Source organism: Aureimonas glaciei (assembly GCF_014643375.1).
Lineage (GTDB): Bacteria > Pseudomonadota > Alphaproteobacteria > Rhizobiales > Rhizobiaceae > Plantimonas > Plantimonas glaciei.
Genome location: NZ_BMJJ01000007.1, coordinates 197853 through 215771 on the forward strand (window position 1 = coordinate 197853; position 17919 = coordinate 215771).

The following is a 17919-nucleotide window of genomic DNA, read 5'->3' on the forward strand; positions in this document are numbered from 1 at the left end:
GCCGGCAGGCCGTCGGCGTTGACCGGTCCGGTGTTCGCCGTGGCGAACGTCCGCTCTAGTCCCAGCAATTCGCCGGAATTGCAGCGGAGAGGGCTAAAAGCCTTGCCCGCGTCGCGAACCACCAGGCCGGCTCGAGAGCCGGCCTGGTCTTATCGCAGCCTCAGGACTGCGTGACAAACACCGTCACCAGCGGCTTCTTGCCCCAGGCGGAATAGGCGGCCGCGCGGGTGGCGCGACGGGCCGACTCGCGAACGAGCTCGAGGTCCTTGCGGCGGGCGCGCGGGATGCTCTCGATCGCGCCGGCGACGGCGTCGATCAGGACCTCTTCCATGTCCTCGCCGGCAGCGTCCAGCTTCGGCATGCCGAGGCAGACGACGTCCGGATCGTGCCGCAGCTCCAGCTTGCCGCTAAGCTCGACCAGCACCGTGACATGGCCGACCTGGGCGACGCGGCGACGCTCGCCGATGCCCATTTCCTCGACCGTGCCGATCAGCCTGCCGTCCTTGTAGAGACGGCCGACGGGGACCTCGTCGATGATCCGCGCGGCGCCGGGCGCCAGGAGCACCATCTTGCCGTTGCGGGCTTCGACGACTTCCGGGACGTCCAGGCTGCGGGCCAGGGCCGCATGCGCGGAGAGATGGGCCGACTCACCGTGCGCGGGGATCGCGATCTTTGGCTTGACCCATTCATACATCTGGCGGAGCTCGCTGCGCCGGGGATGGCCGGAGACGTGCACCAGCTTGTCGTGATCCTCGACGATGAGGATGCCGCGGTCGATGAGGCCGTTCTTGACCTCCAGGATGCCGCGCTCGTTGCCGGGAATGGCGCGCGAGGAGAACACCACGGTGTCGCCCTTCGACAGAGCGACCGTCGGGTGCTCGTCGCGCGACAGGCGCGACAGCGCTGCCCGGGCTTCGCCCTGGCTGCCGGTCAGGATGATCACGGCCTTTTCGCGCGGGATGTAGCCGAAATCCTGCTCCTCGAGAAATTCGGGGATGCCTTCGAGATAGCCGAGTTCGCCGGCGACGTCGGCGACGCGCTTCATCGAGCGGCCGAGCAGCAGAACCTGGCGACCCGCATTGTGTGCGGCGACGGAGATCGAGCGGATGCGGCCGACATTGGACGAGAAGGTGGTGACGGCGACGCGCCCCGAGGCCTCCTGGATCACCTCGGTCAGCGACTTGGTGACGTCGGCCTCGCTCGGCGAGACGCCCTCGCGCATCGCATTGGTCGAGTCGCAGATGAGGGCCAGAACGCCCTTCTCGCCGATCTCGCGCAGCCGCTTTTCGTCGGTCGGCTTGCCGAGCGCCGGGGTCTTGTCGATCTTCCAGTCGCCGGTGTGGACGACGGTGCCGAGCGGCGTGGTGATGGCAAGCGCCACCGGCTCGGGGATCGAGTGGGTGACGTTGACCGCCTCGATCTCGAACGGGCCGACGCGGAAGGTGTCGCCGGCCTTGTAGATCGTGACCGGGATCTTCGGCGCACCCGGCTCGCCTTCGCGCTTGGCCTGCAGCAAGGCGTTGGTGAAGGCGGTGGCGTAGACCGGCGCCTGCAGGCGCGGCCAGAGGTCGAGCAGCGCGCCGTAATGGTCCTCATGCGCGTGGGTGATGATGATCGCCTTCAGCGACCCCTTTTCCCGCTCGATGAAGCGGATGTCGGGGAAGACGAGGTCGACGCCGGGAAACTCGGGCGTGGCGAAGGAGACGCCGCAGTCGACCGCGATCCACTCGCGCTGGTGTTCCGGCCCATAGCCGTAGAGGGCGAAATTCATGCCGATTTCGCCGATGCCGCCGAGCGGCAAAAATACTAACTGATCCAAGGTGTTTTCACTTCATCTTCCTAGGGCGATTCCGCCGGTTCACATCACGCATTCACATTCGGCGCCAAACGCCGACAATTCTTTCGAGCCGCTCCACGTCCCGCGCCGCGCTATCGCGCGTCGCCCGGGGCACCGAGCAGAAACAGGTCGCCTGCCGAAATCGACCGGCGGGTGCCGCCCGCCTCGGCGAGGATCAGACGGCCGGTGTCGTCGAGATCGACGAAAACACCTTCGAGGACCGCGTCGGTCCCCCGGACCGTGCACGGCAGACCGATGCCCGCGGCATGATCGATCCAGGTCTGCCGGATGGCAGCAAAGTTTCGTCCCCGCTGCCACACGGCCAGGGCGGATTCGACACCGCCGGCGAGCGCGGCGAAGACGTCGGAGACGCCGGCGCTCAGCCCTTCCTTCCGCAGGCCCGTCACCGGATAGGGCGTCTCGGTCGGCACGTTCTCGACATTCACGCCGCAACCGATGACGGTGGCAAAGCGCCCGTCCGCAAGCCGCTCGCTCTCCAGCAGAATACCGACGCATTTGCGTCCGTTCACGAGGATGTCGTTCGGCCACTTGATATTGATGTCCAGCTGGCCGGCTCCCTTCAGGGCCGCCAACCCGTTCCGGACACCGACGGCGGCGACCAAAGGCAAATTCTGCAGATCGCCCAATGCCGCGGCGTCGATCAGTAGTAGCGACGCATATAGGTTGCCGCGCTCGGAAACCCAAGGCCTGGCGCGTCTGCCGCGACCGGCCGCCTGACGCTCGGCCGTCACCCAGAGCGGCCCGGGATCGCCGGCGCGCGCGGCGTCCAGCGCGACGGAATTGGTCGATCCGACCTCGTCCAGCGCGAGATGTCGACGCGGCAGTCGGGGCGCCTTCACCCTAGAAGAAGGTCGCCGCCGCAGCTTCGGCGGCCGCCAGCAGCGACGGACCAACGAAGAGGTAGACCGGGAAGACGAAGAGAGCGGCCACGGCCAGCACGGCGCGCAGCTCGATGGTCATCGGCAGGAACCCTTCCGCCGGGGCGTCGAACCACATCACCTTGACCACGCGCAGGTAGTAGAAGAGGCCGATCGTCGAGGCGATGACGCCGATCACCGCCAGCGGCACGAGGCCGGCGCCGACGGCCGCCATGAACACGTAGTACTTGCCGATGAAGCCGACGAGCGGCGGCAGGCCGGCGAGCGACAGCATCAGGACGGTCAGGCCGAGCGCCATCATCGGATTGGTCTGCGACAGGCCGGAGAGCTGGTAGATGTCCTCGACCTGGCCGCCCTTGCGGCGCATGGCGAGGATCACCGCGAAGGTGCCCGCGGTCATCGCGACATAGGTCGCCATGTAGATCAGGACGCCGCGCACGCCGGCGGCATCCGCCGCCGCAAGGCCCACCAGGGCATAGCCCATGTGGCCGATCGACGAGTAGGCCATCAGGCGCTTGATGTTCTTCTGGCCGATGGCGGCGAAGGCGCCGAAGCCCATGGAGGCGATGGAGATGAAGATGATGACCTGCTGCCAGTCGGCCGTCAGCGGCGCAAAACCCTGGACGGTGAAGCGCGTCAGAAGCGCCATCGCCGCGACCTTCGGGCCGGCGGCGAACAGCGCCGTCACCGGCGTCGGCGAGCCCTCGTAGACGTCCGGCGTCCACATGTGGAACGGCACGGCCGAGATCTTGAAGGCCAAGCCCGCGAGGACGAAGACCAGGCCGACGACGAGACCGACGGAACGGCCCTCGGCCGTCATCGCCCGGGCGATCTCGGCAAAGCCGATTTGGCCGGTGAAGCCGTAGATCAGCGACGCGCCATAGAGCAGCATGCCCGAGGACAGCGCGCCGAGGACGAAGTATTTGAGGCCGGCTTCGGTGGACCGTTCGCTGTCGCGGTTGAAGGCGGCGAGCACGTAGAGGGCGAGCGAAGAGAGCTCGAGGCCGAGATAGAGGGCGATGAGGTCGCCGGCGGACACCATCAGCATCATGCCGACGGTGGCGAGCACGACGAGGACCGGAAATTCGAAGCGGTCGAGCCGGTCGCCGCCGGCGGCGCCGCGCGAAATGACGATGGCCACGGCCGAGCCGATCAGCACCAGCACCTTCATGAACTTGGCGAAGGCATCGGAGATGAAGGAACCGCCGAAGCCGACGCCGTCGGGCGTGCCCAGGACGAGCCAAAAGCCGGCAAAAACCAGCAGCACGACGGAGAGCATGGCAACGAGTCGCGAGCTCCCCTCGCCGATGAACACGCCCAGCATCAGAAGCGCCATGCTGCCGACCGCAAGGATCATTTCGGGCGCGAGGAGCGGCAGGCTGGCGGAGAGGAAGTCGGGTGTCATCATCGTCTCCGGCTACTGCGCCATCGCGAGGGATTGGGCGGCCTCGATGGCGGCGGAATAGTTCGAGACCAGGGCCTGAACGGAGGCCGCGGTGGCATCCAGAACCGGTGCCGGATAGACGCCGAAGAAGATCGTCAGCACCGCCAGCGGGTAGAGCAGCACCTTCTCCCGGCCCGTGAGGTCGAGGATCTGCTTCAGGTTTTCCTTCTCCAGCGCCCCGAAGATCACGCGGCGATAGAGCCAGAGCGCGTAGCAGGCGGAAAGGATGACGCCGGTCGCGGCGAAGATCGCGACCCAGCTGTTGGCCTGGAAGACGCCGAGCAGGGTCAGGAACTCGCCGACGAAACCGGAGGTCCCGGGCAGGCCGACATTGGCCATCGTGAACAGCATAAAGATCGTGGCGTAGGCCGGCATGCGCGTGACCAGACCGCCATAGGCGTCGATCTCGCGGGTGTGCATGCGGTCGTAGACGATGCCGACGCACAGGAACAGCGCGCCGGAGACGAGGCCGTGCGAGAGCATCTGGAAGATCGCGCCCTGGACGCCCTGCTCGTTCGCCGCGAAGATGCCCATGGTGACGAAGCCCATGTGCGCGACCGACGAGTAGGCGATCAGCTTCTTGATGTCGGTCTGCATCAGCGCCACCAGCGAGGTGTAGATGATGGCGACGACCGAGAGCGTGAAGACCAGCGGCGCGAAGTCGGCCGAGGCGAGCGGGAACATCGGCAGCGAGAAGCGCACGAAGCCGTAGCCGCCGAGCTTCAAGAGAATGCCGGCGAGGATGACGGAGCCGGCGGTAGGCGCCTCGACATGGGCGTCCGGCAACCAGGTGTGGACGGGCCACATCGGCATCTTCACCGCGAAGGAGGCGAAGAAGGCGAGCCAGAGCCAGGTCTGCATCGAGGCCGGGAACTGGAAGGCCAGAAGCTCGGGGATCGAGGTTGTCCCCGCCGTCCACGACATCGACATGATGGCGACGAGCATCAGCACCGAGCCGAGGAAGGTGTACAGGAAGAACTTGTAGCTGGCATAGACCCGGCGCTTGCCGCCGAACACGCCGATGATCAGGAACATCGGGATCAGGCTGCCCTCGAAGAAGACGTAGAACAGCACGATGTCGAGCGCGCAGAAGACGCCGACGACCAGCACTTCCAGAAGCAGGAAGGCGATCATGTAAGTCTTCAGCCGCTCGGTGATGGTCTCCCAGCTGGCCAGGATGCAGATCGGCATCAGGAAGGTGGTGAGGATCACGAACAGCATCGAAATGCCGTCGACGCCCATGTGGTAGCCGATGCCGCCGACGCCGAGCCACTCGACGTCCTCGACCATCTGGAAGCCGGGATTGGCGTTGTCGAAGCCCGTCCAGATCAGCAGCGAGACCAGGAAGGTGAACACCGTCGTGCCGAGCGCGATGCGGCGGATGTTGGTGCGTGCAGCCTCGTCGGCATCGCCTGTCAGCGCGATGAGCGCCACACCCACCAGCGGCAGGAAGGTGACGACGGAGAGAATCGGCCAGTCCATCAGTTTGCTCCTCCGACCATCATCCACGTCACCATGGCCGCCACGCCGATCAGCATGGCGAAGGCATAGTGGTAGAGGTAGCCGGTCTGCACCCGCACGATCCGGCCGGTGACGTCGACGACGCGCGCCGAAATGGCATCCGGGCCGTAGCGGTCGATGGTGCCGACATCGCCGGTCTTCCAGAAGTAGTTGCCGATCGCCTTGGCCGGGCGGACGAAGACAAGATCGTAGAGCTCGTCGAAGTACCACTTGTTCAGGAGGAACTGGTAGAGGCCGCGGTGCTGGGTAGCGAGCCGGTTCGGCATGTCCGGCGAGCGGATATAGAAGACGTAGGCGAGCGCGAAACCGATCGCCATGGCGACGGTGGGCGAGAAAGCGGCCCAGAACGGCGTCTCGTGGATGTCGTGCAGGATATGGTTCTCGGCGCCGGTGAAGAGTGCGGCGTTCCAGAACTCCTGATAGCCCTCGCCGATGAAGTAGGGCTCGAAGACGATGCCCGCCAGCAGCGCGCCGACGGCAAGGACGTAAAGCGGCACCAGCATGACCGTTGGCGACTCGTGGATGTGGTGCATCACGTCGTGCGAGGCCCGCGGCTTGCCGTGGAACGTCATGAAGATCAGCCGCCACGAGTAGAAGCTGGTCAGCAGCGCGGCGAGGACCGTCAACACGAAGGCATAGCCGGCCCAGGCATTGTGCGCGGCGAAGGCGCTCTCGATGATCGCATCCTTGGAGAAGTAGCCGGCGGTGAAGGGGAAGCCCGTCAGCGCGATCGTGCCGATGATCATCATCCAGTAGGTCTTGGGGATGTGCTTGCGCAGGCCGCCCATGTTCCGCATGTCCTGCTCGCCCGAGACGGCATGGATCACCGAGCCGGCGCCGAGGAAAAGCAGCGCCTTGAAGAAGGCGTGCGTGAACAGGTGGAAGACGGCGGGGCCATAGGCGCCGCAGCCAAGCGCCACGAACATGTAGCCGAGCTGCGAACAGGTGGAGTAGGCGATGACGCGCTTGATGTCGGTCTGGACGAGGCCGATCGTGGCCGCGAAGATGGCGGTCGTCGCGCCGATGAAGGTGACGAAGGTCAGCGCCGTCGGCGACAGCTCGAAGATCGGCGACATGCGCGCCAGCATGAAGACGCCGGCGGTGACCATGGTCGCCGCGTGGATCAGCGCCGAAACCGGCGTCGGGCCTTCCATCGCGTCCGGCAGCCAGGTGTGCAGGCCGATCTGGGCGGACTTGCCCATGGCGCCCATGAACAGGAGCAGGCAGATCACCGTCAGCGCCGCGCCGAGTGGCAATCCATAACCGGCAAAGTTCAGCACCGAAGCCCCTGCCCCAGTTGCGACGGCCTCCGCCGCGCCCGCGGCATGCTCGCCGCCCGCGCTGCCGAGCTGGCCCGCCATGTCGGCGGCGCCGGCGAAGATGGTGTCGAGATTGGCCGAGCCGAACAGAGCGAAGACGCCGAAGATGCCGAGGATGAAGCCGAAGTCGCCGACGCGGTTGACGATGAAGGCCTTCATCGCCGCGGCGCTGGCCGAGGGCTTCTTGTACCAGAAGCCGATGAGCAGATAGGAGGCGAGACCGACGCCCTCCCAGCCGAAGAACATCTGCACGAGGTTGTTGGCCGTCACCAGCATCAGCATGGCGAAGGTGAACAGCGACAGATAGGCGAAGAAGCGCGGCTGGTGCGGGTCATGCGACATGTACCCGATCGAGTAGACGTGCACGAGCGCAGAGACGGTGTTGACGACGACCAGCATCACCAGGGTCAGCCGGTCGATCCGGAGCGACCAGGAGACATCGAAGGTGCCGGACTGGATGAAGGTGAGGAGCGGAATCCGCATCGTCTCGCCCTCGCCGAAGCCGAACGAGATGAAGCCGATCCAGGACAGCACGGCCGCGACGATGAGAAGGCCCGTCGTGATGTATTCCGACATCTTCGCGCCGAGCGCGTTGCCGAAGAAGCCGACGACGAGGAAGCCGACGAGCGGCAGGAGGACGATCGCTTGATACATCGACGATCAGCCTTTCATCGCGTTGACGTCTTCGACCGCGATCGAGCCGCGGTTGCGGAAGAAGACGACGAGGATTGCCAGACCAATGGCCGCTTCCGCGGCGGCGACGGTCAGAATGAACAGGGCGAAGACCTGGCCGACGAGATCGTTGAGGAAGGCCGAGAACGCCACGAGATTGAGGTTCACCGCGAGCAGGATCAGCTCGATCGACATCATGATGGTGATGATGTTCTTGCGGTTGAGAAAGATGCCGAAGACGCCGGTGACGAACAGGATCGCGCCGACAGTCAGGTAGTGTCCGAGACCGACTTCCATGGTGTTTTTCCTTGCCTCGAACCTACCGGAGACCCTGGCCGCTCTCGACCTTGCGGATCTCGATGGCTGTCGCCGGGTTGCGCGCCACCTGCTCCGGGATCGACTGCCGCTTGATGCCGACCTTGTGGCGCAGCGTCAGGACGATCGCCCCGATCATCGCCACGAACAGGATCAGGCCGGCGACCTGGAAGAAATAGACGTAGCGGGTGTAGAGAATGAAGCCGAGCGCCTCGATATTGGACGTGACCGCCAGCGGCGGCGTCGGATAGGCGGTCGTGGTGGTCTGGCTCGGCGTGTAGACATTGCCGGTCACCGCGACGACGAGCTCGGCCAGCAACACAAGACCGATGATCGCGCCGATCGGCGCATATTCGAGCGCCCCCTTCTTCAAGGCGGCAAAATCGACGTCGAGCATCATCACGACGAACAGGAAGAGCACCGCCACGGCGCCGACATAAACGACAATGAGGATGAGCGCGAGGAACTCGGCCCCGGTCAGAAGGAACAAGCCCGCCGCGCTGACGAAGGTCAGGATCAGGAACAGCACCGAGTGCACCGGATTGCGCGAGAGCACGACCATGATCGCCGAAAAGACGGTCACGATCGAAAACATGTAGAAGAACAGTGCCTGCAGGCCCAGCATCGTCGGGCTCCCTCGTCTGGTCGGTCGTCGTCTGCGAGCCCATGGCCGGCGAGCGGCGCGAGATCTTGGCGGGCGGTCGGTTCAGTGAATCAGCGGCTCGGCGAGACGCCTTGCGGCGAGTCCCCCGCTCGCTGACGGATTAGCGGTAAGGCGCGTCGAGCGCAATGTTACGGGCCAGTTCCTGCTCCCAACGGTCGCCGTTGGCGAGCAGACGCTCCTTGTCATAGTAGAGTTCTTCGCGCGTCTCGGTCGAGAACTCGAAGTTCGGGCCTTCCACGATCGCGTCGACCGGGCAGGCTTCCTGGCAGAAGCCGCAATAGATGCACTTCACCATGTCGATGTCGTAACGCACCGTGCGGCGGGTGCCGTCGTTGCGGCGCGGGCCGGCCTCGATGGTGATGGCCTGCGCCGGGCAGATCGCCTCGCACAGTTTGCACGCGATGCACCGCTCCTCGCCGTTCGGGTAGCGTCGCAGGGCATGCTCGCCGCGAAAACGCGGGCTCTGTGGGTTCTTCTCGAAGGGATAGTTGATCGTCGCCTTCGGCGCGAAGAAGTAGCGCATCGACATGCCAAAGGCTTTGACGAACTCGACCAGGAAGAGGGACCGGATGGTCTGGGTGACGGCGCTCATGGATCAGCCTCCAAGGCTGGAAGGAAAAAGGCTCGTCGCGACGATCGGGCCGACGAACCAGCCGACGATCGGAAACACGACGAGCGACATCAGACGAATGAAGCGCAAGGCTCCGCCGCGGCTGGCGCCGCCGTTGCGGGCCGCGGCACCGAGGACGACGAAGTCCGCAATGCCGATGAGAAGGCCCACCACCGCGCCGATGACCGCGGCCGAGATCATGCCGGACCCCAGCCCGTCAGCTTCAGGACGAAGGCGACGATGACGACCATGCCGAGCGAGATCGGCAGGAACACCTTCCAGCCCAAGCGCATCAGCTGGTCGTAGCGGTAGCGGGGCACGAAGGCCTTGACCATCGCGAACATGAAGAAGACCAGCGCGACCTTGGCGAGGAACCAGATGACGCCCGGCACCCAGGTGAACGGCGCGAAGCCGAACGGGGGCAGCCAGCCGCCGAGGAAGAGGATCGTCGTCAGGCAGCACATCAGGGTGATGGCGGCATATTCGCCGAGCATGAACATCATGTACGGGGTCGAGCCGTACTCGACCATGAAGCCGGCGACGAGCTCGGATTCGGCCTCTGGCAGATCGAAGGGCGGCCGGTTCGTCTCGGCGAGCGCCGAGATGAAGAAGATGACAAACATCGGGAACAGCGACAGCCAGTGCCAGTCGAGGAAGGTGCTCGGCAGGCCGATCATGGTGCCGGGGCCGTCGATCTGGGCCAGGACGATGTCGGTGAGGTTCAGCGAGCCGACGCAGAGGAGCACGGTGACGATGACGAAGCCGATCGAGACCTCGTAGGACACCATCTGCGCCGCCGAGCGCAGCGCGCCGAGGAAGGCGTATTTCGAGTTCGACGCCCAGCCGCCCATGATCACGCCGTAGACCTCGAGCGAGGAGATGGCGAAGATGTAGAGGATGCCGATGTTGACGTCGGCGATCACCCAGCCGTCAGCGACCGGGACGACCGCGAAGGTCGCCAGTGCCAGCGTCACCGCGACGAGTGGCGCGAGGAGGAAGACCGCCTTGTCGGCCGAAGCCGGGATGATCGGCTCCTTGAGCACGAATTTGAGAAGATCGGCGAAGGACTGGAACAGGCCCCAGGGACCGACGACATTCGGCCCGCGGCGCATCTGCACCGCCGCCCAGATCTTGCGATCGGCGAGCAGGATGTAGGCGATCAGCACGAGGAGCACGACCAGGAAGAGCAGGCTCTGGGCGAGAATGACAATCCCCGGCCAGGCGTAGAGGGTGAAGAAATCCGACACGTCCGGCCTTCCTATTCCGCAGCTTCGAGATGTTCGGCATGGGCGAGGCGCGAGCACTCCGCCATCACCTTGGACGCCCGCGCGATCGGGTTGGACAAGTAGAAGTCACCGATCCCCGATGCGAAGGCACCGCCGGTCAGCGCGCCGGCGCGGTCCGCCAGCGTCGTGATGACGGACGCGTCGGCCGCGATCACGCCGTTCGACCGGAAATGCCCGTGCGACTGGTACATCTCCTGCCGCAGCGCGGCAAGCGAGTCGAAGGGCAGCGTCTTGCCGAGCACCGCAGACAGGGCCCGGAAGATCGCCCAGTCCTCGCGGGCGTCGCCGGGCGGGAAGGCGGCCCGGCTGCCGGTCTGCGCCCTGCCCTCGACATTGACCCAGGTGCCCGACTTCTCGGTATAGGCCGCCGCCGGCAGGATCACGTCGGCGCGGTGGGCGCCCTTGTCGCCATGCGTGCCGATGTAGACGACGAAGGGACCGGCCGCGACGTCGATCTCGTCGGCGCCGAGGTTGAACAGGAGATCGACGCCGCCGCCGGCCATGTCGGCTGCCGACAGACCGCCCTCGCCCGGCACGAAGCCGATGTCGAGGCCGCCGACGCGCGAGGCGGCGTTGTGCAAGACGTTGAAGCCGTTCCAGCCCTCGCTGATGGCGCCGATCTCGCGGGCGAGCGCGGCGACGGAGGCGAGCACCGCGGCACCATTGACACCGGAGAGAGCCCCCTGCCCGACGATGACCATCGGCCTCGTCGCAGCCTTCAGCGCCTCGTAGAAATCGCGGCTGGCGCCCTCGATGTCCGAGAGCGTTTCCGTGCCAGCACCGAGATAGACGGCGTCGTAGCGCAGGTCGGAATTTTCGCCGATGACGCCGATGGGGAAGCCGCCGAGACGCCAGCGCTTGCGGATGCGGGCGTTGAGGACGGAGGATTCGAAGCGCGGGTTGGCGCCGATGATGAGGAGCGCATCGGCATCCTCGATGCCGGCGATGGTGGTGTTGAAGAGGTAGGAGGCGCGGCCGTCGGCGGGGTCGAGCTTCGCCCCATCCTGCCGGCAGTCGAGGTTCGGCGTGCCCAAGCCCTGCATCAGCCGCTTCAGCGCCCACATGTCTTCGACCGCAGCGAGATCGCCGGCGATGGCGCCGATGCGGCCCGGCGCGGTCGCGTCGACCTTCGCCTTGATCGCGGCGAAGGCTTCCGGCCAGGAGGCCGGCTGCAGGCGGCCGTCACGGCGAACATAGGGCTTGTCGAGGCGCTGCGTGCGCAGGCCGTCCCAGACGAAGCGTGTCTTGTCGGAGATCCACTCCTCGTTGATCGATTCGTTGATGCGCGGCAGGATGCGCATGACTTCGCGGCCACGCGTGTCGACGCGGATGGCAGAGCCGACGGCGTCCATGACGTCGATCGTCTCGGTCTTCGACAGCTCCCAGGGCCGCGCCTGGAAGGCGTAGGGGCGCGAGGTCAGAGCGCCGACCGGGCAGAGGTCGATGACGTTGCCCTGAAGCTCGGAGGTCATCGCCTGCTCGAGATAGGTGGTGATCTCGGCATCCTCGCCGCGGCCGATGAGGCCGAGCTCCGAAATGCCGGCGATCTCGGTGGTGAAGCGGACGCAGCGGGTGCAGTGGATGCAGCGCGTCATGATCGTCTTGACCAGCGGGCCGATGTACTTGTCCTCAACGGCGCGTTTGTTCTCGCGGTAGCGCGAGGAGTCGACGCCGAAGGCCATCGCCTGGTCCTGCAGGTCGCACTCGCCGCCCTGATCGCAGATCGGGCAATCCAGCGGGTGGTTGATCAGGAGGAATTCCATCACGCCCTCGCGGGCCTTCTTGACCATCGGCGTGTTGGTGAAAATTTCCGGCGCCTCGCCGTTCGGGCCCGGCCTGAGGTCGCGCACGTTCATGGCGCAGGACGCTGTCGGCTTCGGCGGTCCGCCCTTCACCTCGATCAGGCACATGCGGCAGTTGCCGGCGATCGACAGACGATCGTGGAAGCAGAAACGCGGAATCTCGACGCCGGCCTCTTCCGCCGCCTGCAGCAGTGTGAAGTGATCGGGAACCTCGATCTCGGTGCCGTCGACTTTAAGTTTGGCCATCAGCTTCTTCTCAATGTGTCGCGTCTGTCAGTTCAAAGCGCCGCTCGATCCGCTGGACCCGCTCGTCCAGCCGATCGATCCGGCGGTGAACGCCAGCCAAATTCTCTTCCACGGCCGTCAGCCGCACCTTGACGCCGTCGATCTCTTCCAAGCCGCGATCCAGCTTGATGTCCATCCGACGCAACATTGCCAGGACCGGATTGTCGGGTGTGTCGCTCACGATAGCACCTCCTTCTCCGGTCATTTCCCTAAGCCTTCGCTGGCCTTGCCGCGGCTTGCGCGGCCAGCAGCGCCGCGATGTCGACGCCGTTGATCGTCATGCCGTCGATGTTGACGTTCTCGAACACGGCGTCGGTGAGGTTCGCGTTGACGAACCGCGCCTCGGTCATGTCGACGTCGCTGAACACGATCTCGGCGAGGTCGGCATTCGCAATCTCGGCCCCGGACAGGTCGACATTGGTGAACCGGGACTCCGACAGGTCGGCGTCGGAGAACAGCGAGTTCGAGATGTCGGCCTTCTGGACCGTGAGGACGTCGGCCTTGCCGATGATCTCGGTCATGCCCTACTCAGCCGCTTCGAGGAGCATCGGACGGTTCACGCCCGGCGTCTTGTTGGCCGAAAACTCGTCGATGCGCCGCTCCACCTCGGCGCGGAAATGGCGCATCAGGCCCTGGATCGGCCAGGCCGCGGCGTCGCCGAGGGCGCAGATGGTGTGGCCCTCGACCTGCTTGGTGATGTCGAGCAGCATGTCGATTTCGCGCTTCTCGGCATTGCCGACGACCATGCGCTCCATCAGCCGCCACATCCAGCCGGTGCCTTCGCGGCAGGGCGTGCACTGGCCGCAGCTCTCGTGCTTGTAGAAATAGCTGAGGCGGGCGATGGCGCGGACGATGTCGGTGGACTTGTCCATGACGATCACCGCGGCGGTGCCGAGCGACGTCTTGATCTCTTTCAGGCCGTCGAAGTCCATCTTGCAGTCGATGATGTCGGCCGCCGGCACCAAGGGCACCGAGGAGCCGCCGGGAATGACGGCGAGGAGATTGTCCCAGCCGCCGCGGACGCCCCCGCAATGCGTCTCGATGAGCTCACGGAAGGTGATGCCCATCTCCTCCTCGACCGTGCAGGGACGGTTCACGTGGCCGGAGATGCAGAAGAGCTTGGTGCCGGTGTTGTTGGCGCGGCCGAGCGCGCCGAACCAGGCGCCGCCACGGCGCAGAATGGTCGGCGCGACGGCGATCGACTCGACGTTGTTCACGGTGGTCGGGCAGCCGTAGAGGCCGACATTCGCCGGGAAAGGCGGCTTCAGCCGCGGCTGGCCCTTTTTGCCCTCGAGGCTTTCGAGCAGCGCCGTCTCCTCGCCGCAGATATAGGCACCCGCGCCGTGGTGGACGTAGATGTCGTAGTCCCAGCCGCACTTGTTGTTCTTGCCGAGGAGACCGGCGGCGTAGCACTCGTCGATGGCGAGCTGCAGCGCCTCGCGCTCGCGGACATATTCGCCACGGACGTAGATGTAGCAGACATGCGCCGCCATCGAGAAACCGGCGATAACGCAGCCCTCGATCAGCGTGAACGGGTCGTTGCGCATGATGTCCCGGTCCTTGCAGGTCCCGGGCTCGGATTCGTCGGCATTGACGACGAGATAGTGCGGACGGCCGTCGGATTCCTTCGGCATGAAGGACCATTTCAGGCCGGTCGGGAAGCCGGCGCCGCCGCGGCCGCGCAGGCCCGACGCCTTCATCTCGTTGATGATCCAGTCGCGGCCCTTGGCGATGATCTCGCCGGTGCCGTCGAAATGGCCGCGGCTCATCGCGCCCTTCAGGCTCTTGTCCTTCAGGCCGTAGATGTTGGTGAAGATGCGGTCCTTGTCCTGAAGCATCTAGATTCTCCTGGTCCGTCTCTGCATCGCCATCACTTCGTCTCCGCCCGGGCCACGAGCAGCCCCGCCTGACGCACCCAGTTCTCCCGGATCGCACGGCCCCGGAAGTTCAGGTAATTGTCGATCCAGACGAGGTTCATCGGCGTCCAGGCGGCGATCTGGCGGAAATGGAAGACGCCGAGATCGTTCAGCTTGCTCTCGATCACCGGGCCGATGCCGCGGATGACCTTGAGATCGTCCTTCTGGCCATCGGCCAGGGCGAGGAGCCCGGCCGGCTTCTCTCCGGCCGCATGCGGACCGTCGGTCTCGAGGGTCGAGCCATCTGTGCCAGCCGTCGGGACGTTGCCGCCCGCGGAAGCAGCCTTGGCGTCACTTCCGGTATCCTGGCCGGCCTCGAAATGATCGGTTGCCGCCGGTCCCGGCAAGACATCGGAGCTGGTCCGGTTGGCTTCGATCTCGTCCGGGGGCGTCGTCGGCGGTGTGGCGACGCGCGGATCGGTCCCGGGCCGGCTGCGGTCGGGAACGACCGCCGCCTCGGCGGCCGCTTCCGTAGCCTGCAGCGGGCCGTCCCGGCGGACGGTGTCGCCGTCGCCGGACGTGCGGGAAGAATCCTCGCGGCCGGCTTCCTTGTCGGCGGCGCCGCTCGCGCCTTCGCTGGTGCCACCGGTCGAGCCGGCATGCGGCTGACGCGCGCCTGCGGCCGGATCAATGCTGGCGTCGGCTTCCACCGCGGGATCGGTATTGGCATTCGTCGCCTTGCCGGGGCCGGCGATCGTCGGATCGGTCTCGGGCGCCGAGGTCTTCGGGCGGCCGGCATAGGAAACGGTGGTGTCTGCACCTGCGCCCGCCCCTTGAGGCGCGGCGCCCTCGGCGGGACCGCCCTGGTCCGGTGCGGGGGCCGTGTCCGAGGACGTCAGCGAGGTCAGCCCCCCTTCCGGCGCCGACAGATGGCGGTCGATCTGCGGGCCGACCGGAATGCTTTCGCCCCTCTCGAAACCGTCGATGATGGCTTCCAGGCGCTCGGGCGTCAGATCCTCGTAGGTGTCCTTGAAGACCATGATCATCGGCGCGTTGACGCAGGCGCCGAGGCACTCGACCTCTTCCCAGGACAAGGTGCCGGAGGCGTTCTGGTGGAACTGCTCGGGATGGATCTTCGACTTGCAGACCCGCATCAGTTCGTCGGATCCGCGCAGCATGCACGGGGTCGTGCCGCAGACCTGGATGTGCGCCCGCGTGCCGATCGGCTTCAGCTGGAACTGCGTGTAGAAGGTCGCCACTTCCAGGACACGAATCAGCGGCATCTGCAGCATGCCCGCGACATGCTCGATCGCCGCCTTGGTCACCCAGCCGTCCTGCTCCTGCGCGCGCATCAGCAAGGGAATCACCGCCGACTGCTGGCGGCCTTCCGGATACTTCTGGATGGTGTGCTGGGCCCAGTTGGCATTATCGGCCGAAAAGGCAAAGCCGGCGGGCTGGACGCTATCTTCCGCGAGACGTCTGACGGACATCGGACCTCGGCTTCTCTGGTTTGTTTCTAAATCGCATTGCTGCGCCGCGTTCTAACATAGGATCGGCAAAAGGCCAGTGGCCTAAGGCCGCAGGTTACGGTGCCGGGACACTGCCGGGACCGGGATCGACGAAGAAATCCGCCGCCGCGACGCGAAGGCCGGGCGGCGATAGGTCGAGCACCGCATCCCGACCGAGAATCCGCGTCTCGATCGCCGCACCGGCGGCCGATCGGAAGTGGTGAACGACTCGCCCGTCGTCGCCGTAGACGATCAGGTAATGGAGGATCGAGGGCACCGAAAAGTAGTCGATCAGCTTCCGGTCGACATCCGTCTTGACGCTCGACGGCGAGATCACCTCGACGACGACGACCGGATTGGGCGCAAACATCTTGTCGCTGTCGTACGGACCGCAGTGGACCAGCGCATCCGGCTCGCGCACCGAGCGGTCGCTGACCCGGACGCTGACGCCTTCCGGAAAGGCGCGGCATTCGACCCCCGCCATCCGGATTGCGTCTCCCAGCGCGATGACGACTGCCAGCTTTGTCTCCGCGTGGCTGATCGTCTCCGACTGCAGCCGATAGGCCAATCCGTTAACGAGCTCGTAGCGCTCCCCCTCGCCCCAGATTTCGGCCCAGGCAAAGAAGTCTTCGGCGGTCATCCTGTCGGCTCGGGCGGGGGTCGAGGTCATGGTGTCATCCTACCATAGTCCCGTCCCGCCCATCGAACCTACCGGTCCACCTCGCCGAACACGATGTCGAGCGAACCGAGGATCGCCGAGACGTCGGCCAGCATGTGTTTGCGGCACAGGAAGTCCATCGCCTGGAGATGGGCAAAGCCCGGCGCCTTGATCTTGCAGCGGTGCGGCTTGTTGGTGCCGTCGGCGACGAGATAGACGCCGAACTCGCCCTTGGGCGCCTCGACCGCGGCATAGACTTCGCCGGCGGGCACGTGGAAGCCCTCGGTGTAGAGCTTGAAGTGATGGATCAGCGCTTCCATCGACCGCTTCATCTCGCCCCGCTTCGGCGGCACGATCTTGCCCTCCGTCGAGGCGACGGGCCCTGTCCGCTCCGTTCCCGACAGGCGCTCGACGCACTGCTTCATGATCTTCACCGACTCACGCATCTCGACCATGCGGATGAGGTAGCGATCGTAGCAGTCGCCGTTCTTGCCGACGGGGATGTCGAATTCCATCTCGTCGTAGCACTCATAGGGCTGCGACTTGCGCAGGTCCCAGGCAGCGCCCGAACCGCGCACCATCACGCCGGAAAAGCCGAGGGCCCAACAGTCGTCGATCCCGATGACGCCGATGTCGACATTGCGCTGCTTGAAGATGCGGTTCTCGGTCAACAGGCTGTCGATGTCGTCGAGCACCTTCAGGAACGGATCGCACCAGGCGCCAATATCGTCGACGAGCTTCTGCGGCAGGTCCTGATGGACGCCGCCGGGGCGGAAATAGGCGGCGTGCATGCGCGAGCCGGAGGCCCGCTCGTAGAACACCATCAGCTTCTCACGTTCCTCAAAACCCCAGAGCGGCGGCGTCAGGGCGCCGACGTCCATGGCCTGCGTGGTCACATTGAGAAGATGCGAGAGGAGACGCCCGATCTCGGAATACAGGACGCGGATCAGCTGCGCGCGCTTGGGCACCGTCACTTCCGTCAGCCGCTCGATGGCCAGACAGAAGGCATGCTCCTGGTTCATCGGCGCGACGTAGTCGAGTCGGTCGAAATAGGGGATCGCCTGGAGGTAGGTCTTGGCCTCGATCAGCTTCTCGGTGCCGCGGTGCAGCAGGCCGATGTGCGGGTCGACGCGCTCGACGATCTCGCCGTCGAGCTCCAGCACGAGGCGCAGCACGCCGTGCGCTGCCGGATGCTGCGGGCCGAAATTGATGTTGAAGTTGCGGACGTCGATTTCAGCCATTG

The 17919-nt window shown here is 65.6% G+C and carries 17 protein-coding genes and 1 pseudogene; all 18 read right to left on the reverse strand.

Annotation, left to right across the window (positions count from 1 at the left end; genetic code table 11):
* Positions 1–160 precede the first annotated feature (160 nt).
* A complete protein-coding gene (locus tag IEX88_RS15440) occupies positions 161–1771 on the reverse strand; it encodes a ribonuclease J (RefSeq protein WP_188852466.1) in 1611 nt (536 codons plus the stop codon).
* Positions 1772–1929: 158 nt separating this feature from the next.
* Complete coding sequence (locus IEX88_RS15445) at positions 1930–2697, reverse strand: biotin--[acetyl-CoA-carboxylase] ligase (RefSeq protein ID WP_188852265.1); 768 nt, start codon at positions 2695–2697, stop codon at positions 1930–1932.
* Between the two features lies 1 nt (position 2698).
* Positions 2699–4141 (reverse strand): NADH-quinone oxidoreductase subunit NuoN, encoded by a 1443-nt coding sequence (nuoN, locus tag IEX88_RS15450; RefSeq protein ID WP_188852267.1) that lies wholly within the window; start codon positions 4139–4141, stop codon positions 2699–2701.
* A 12-nt stretch (positions 4142–4153) separates the two neighbouring features.
* Complete coding sequence (locus IEX88_RS15455) at positions 4154–5665, reverse strand: NADH-quinone oxidoreductase subunit M (protein WP_188852468.1); 1512 nt, start codon at positions 5663–5665, stop codon at positions 4154–4156.
* Positions 5662–7674 (reverse strand): NADH-quinone oxidoreductase subunit L, encoded by a 2013-nt coding sequence (nuoL, locus tag IEX88_RS15460; protein ID WP_188852269.1) that lies wholly within the window; start codon positions 7672–7674, stop codon positions 5662–5664. The genes IEX88_RS15455 and nuoL overlap by 4 nt, the downstream gene beginning before the upstream one ends.
* Positions 7675–7680: 6 nt before the next feature.
* Positions 7681–7989: an NADH-quinone oxidoreductase subunit NuoK gene (gene nuoK / locus IEX88_RS15465; RefSeq protein WP_188852271.1), complete on the reverse strand. Its 309-nt coding sequence runs from the start codon at positions 7987–7989 to the stop codon at positions 7681–7683.
* Positions 7990–8011: 22 nt separating this feature from the next.
* Positions 8012–8632 (reverse strand): NADH-quinone oxidoreductase subunit J, encoded by a 621-nt coding sequence (locus IEX88_RS15470; protein WP_188852273.1) that lies wholly within the window; start codon positions 8630–8632, stop codon positions 8012–8014.
* Positions 8633–8771: 139 nt separating this feature from the next.
* Positions 8772–9263, reverse strand: a complete 492-nt coding sequence (gene nuoI, locus IEX88_RS15475; RefSeq protein ID WP_188852275.1) for an NADH-quinone oxidoreductase subunit NuoI — start codon at positions 9261–9263, stop codon at positions 8772–8774.
* Between the two features lie 3 nt (positions 9264–9266).
* On the reverse strand, positions 9267–9482 hold the full coding sequence (locus IEX88_RS15480) for a hypothetical protein (protein ID WP_188852277.1): 216 nt from the start codon (positions 9480–9482) through the stop codon (positions 9267–9269).
* Positions 9479–10528, reverse strand: coding sequence for an NADH-quinone oxidoreductase subunit NuoH (nuoH, locus tag IEX88_RS15485; protein ID WP_188852279.1), 1050 nt, complete (start codon positions 10526–10528; stop codon positions 9479–9481). The genes IEX88_RS15480 and nuoH overlap by 4 nt, the downstream gene beginning before the upstream one ends.
* Positions 10529–10539: 11 nt before the next feature.
* Positions 10540–12615 carry an NADH-quinone oxidoreductase subunit NuoG gene (gene nuoG, locus IEX88_RS15490; protein ID WP_188852281.1) on the reverse strand — a complete coding sequence of 692 codons (2076 nt, stop codon included), beginning with the start codon at positions 12613–12615 and terminating at the stop codon, positions 10540–10542.
* 10 nt (positions 12616–12625) lie between these two features.
* On the reverse strand, positions 12626–12835 hold the full coding sequence (locus IEX88_RS15495) for a hypothetical protein (protein WP_188852283.1): 210 nt from the start codon (positions 12833–12835) through the stop codon (positions 12626–12628).
* Between the two features lie 28 nt (positions 12836–12863).
* The gene (locus IEX88_RS15500) at positions 12864–13175 is read right to left on the reverse strand and encodes a pentapeptide repeat-containing protein (RefSeq protein ID WP_188852285.1); all 312 of its coding nucleotides are present in this window, start codon (positions 13173–13175) and stop codon (positions 12864–12866) included.
* Positions 13176–13178: 3 nt separating this feature from the next.
* Complete coding sequence (gene nuoF, locus IEX88_RS15505) at positions 13179–14492, reverse strand: NADH-quinone oxidoreductase subunit NuoF (RefSeq protein WP_188852287.1); 1314 nt, start codon at positions 14490–14492, stop codon at positions 13179–13181.
* A 32-nt stretch (positions 14493–14524) separates the two neighbouring features.
* Complete coding sequence (locus tag IEX88_RS27385) at positions 14525–15220, reverse strand: helix-hairpin-helix domain-containing protein (RefSeq protein ID WP_505625253.1); 696 nt, start codon at positions 15218–15220, stop codon at positions 14525–14527.
* A gap of 179 nt (positions 15221–15399) precedes the next feature.
* Positions 15400–16000: pseudogene (gene nuoE / locus IEX88_RS27290) on the reverse strand (NADH-quinone oxidoreductase subunit NuoE); the annotation flags it as partial.
* A 94-nt stretch (positions 16001–16094) separates the two neighbouring features.
* Positions 16095–16688 carry a Uma2 family endonuclease gene (locus IEX88_RS15515; protein WP_188852291.1) on the reverse strand — a complete coding sequence of 198 codons (594 nt, stop codon included), beginning with the start codon at positions 16686–16688 and terminating at the stop codon, positions 16095–16097.
* 38 nt (positions 16689–16726) lie between these two features.
* On the reverse strand, positions 16727–17917 hold the full coding sequence (locus tag IEX88_RS15520) for an NADH-quinone oxidoreductase subunit D (RefSeq protein WP_188852293.1): 1191 nt from the start codon (positions 17915–17917) through the stop codon (positions 16727–16729).
* Between the last annotated feature and the right edge of the window lie 2 nt (positions 17918–17919).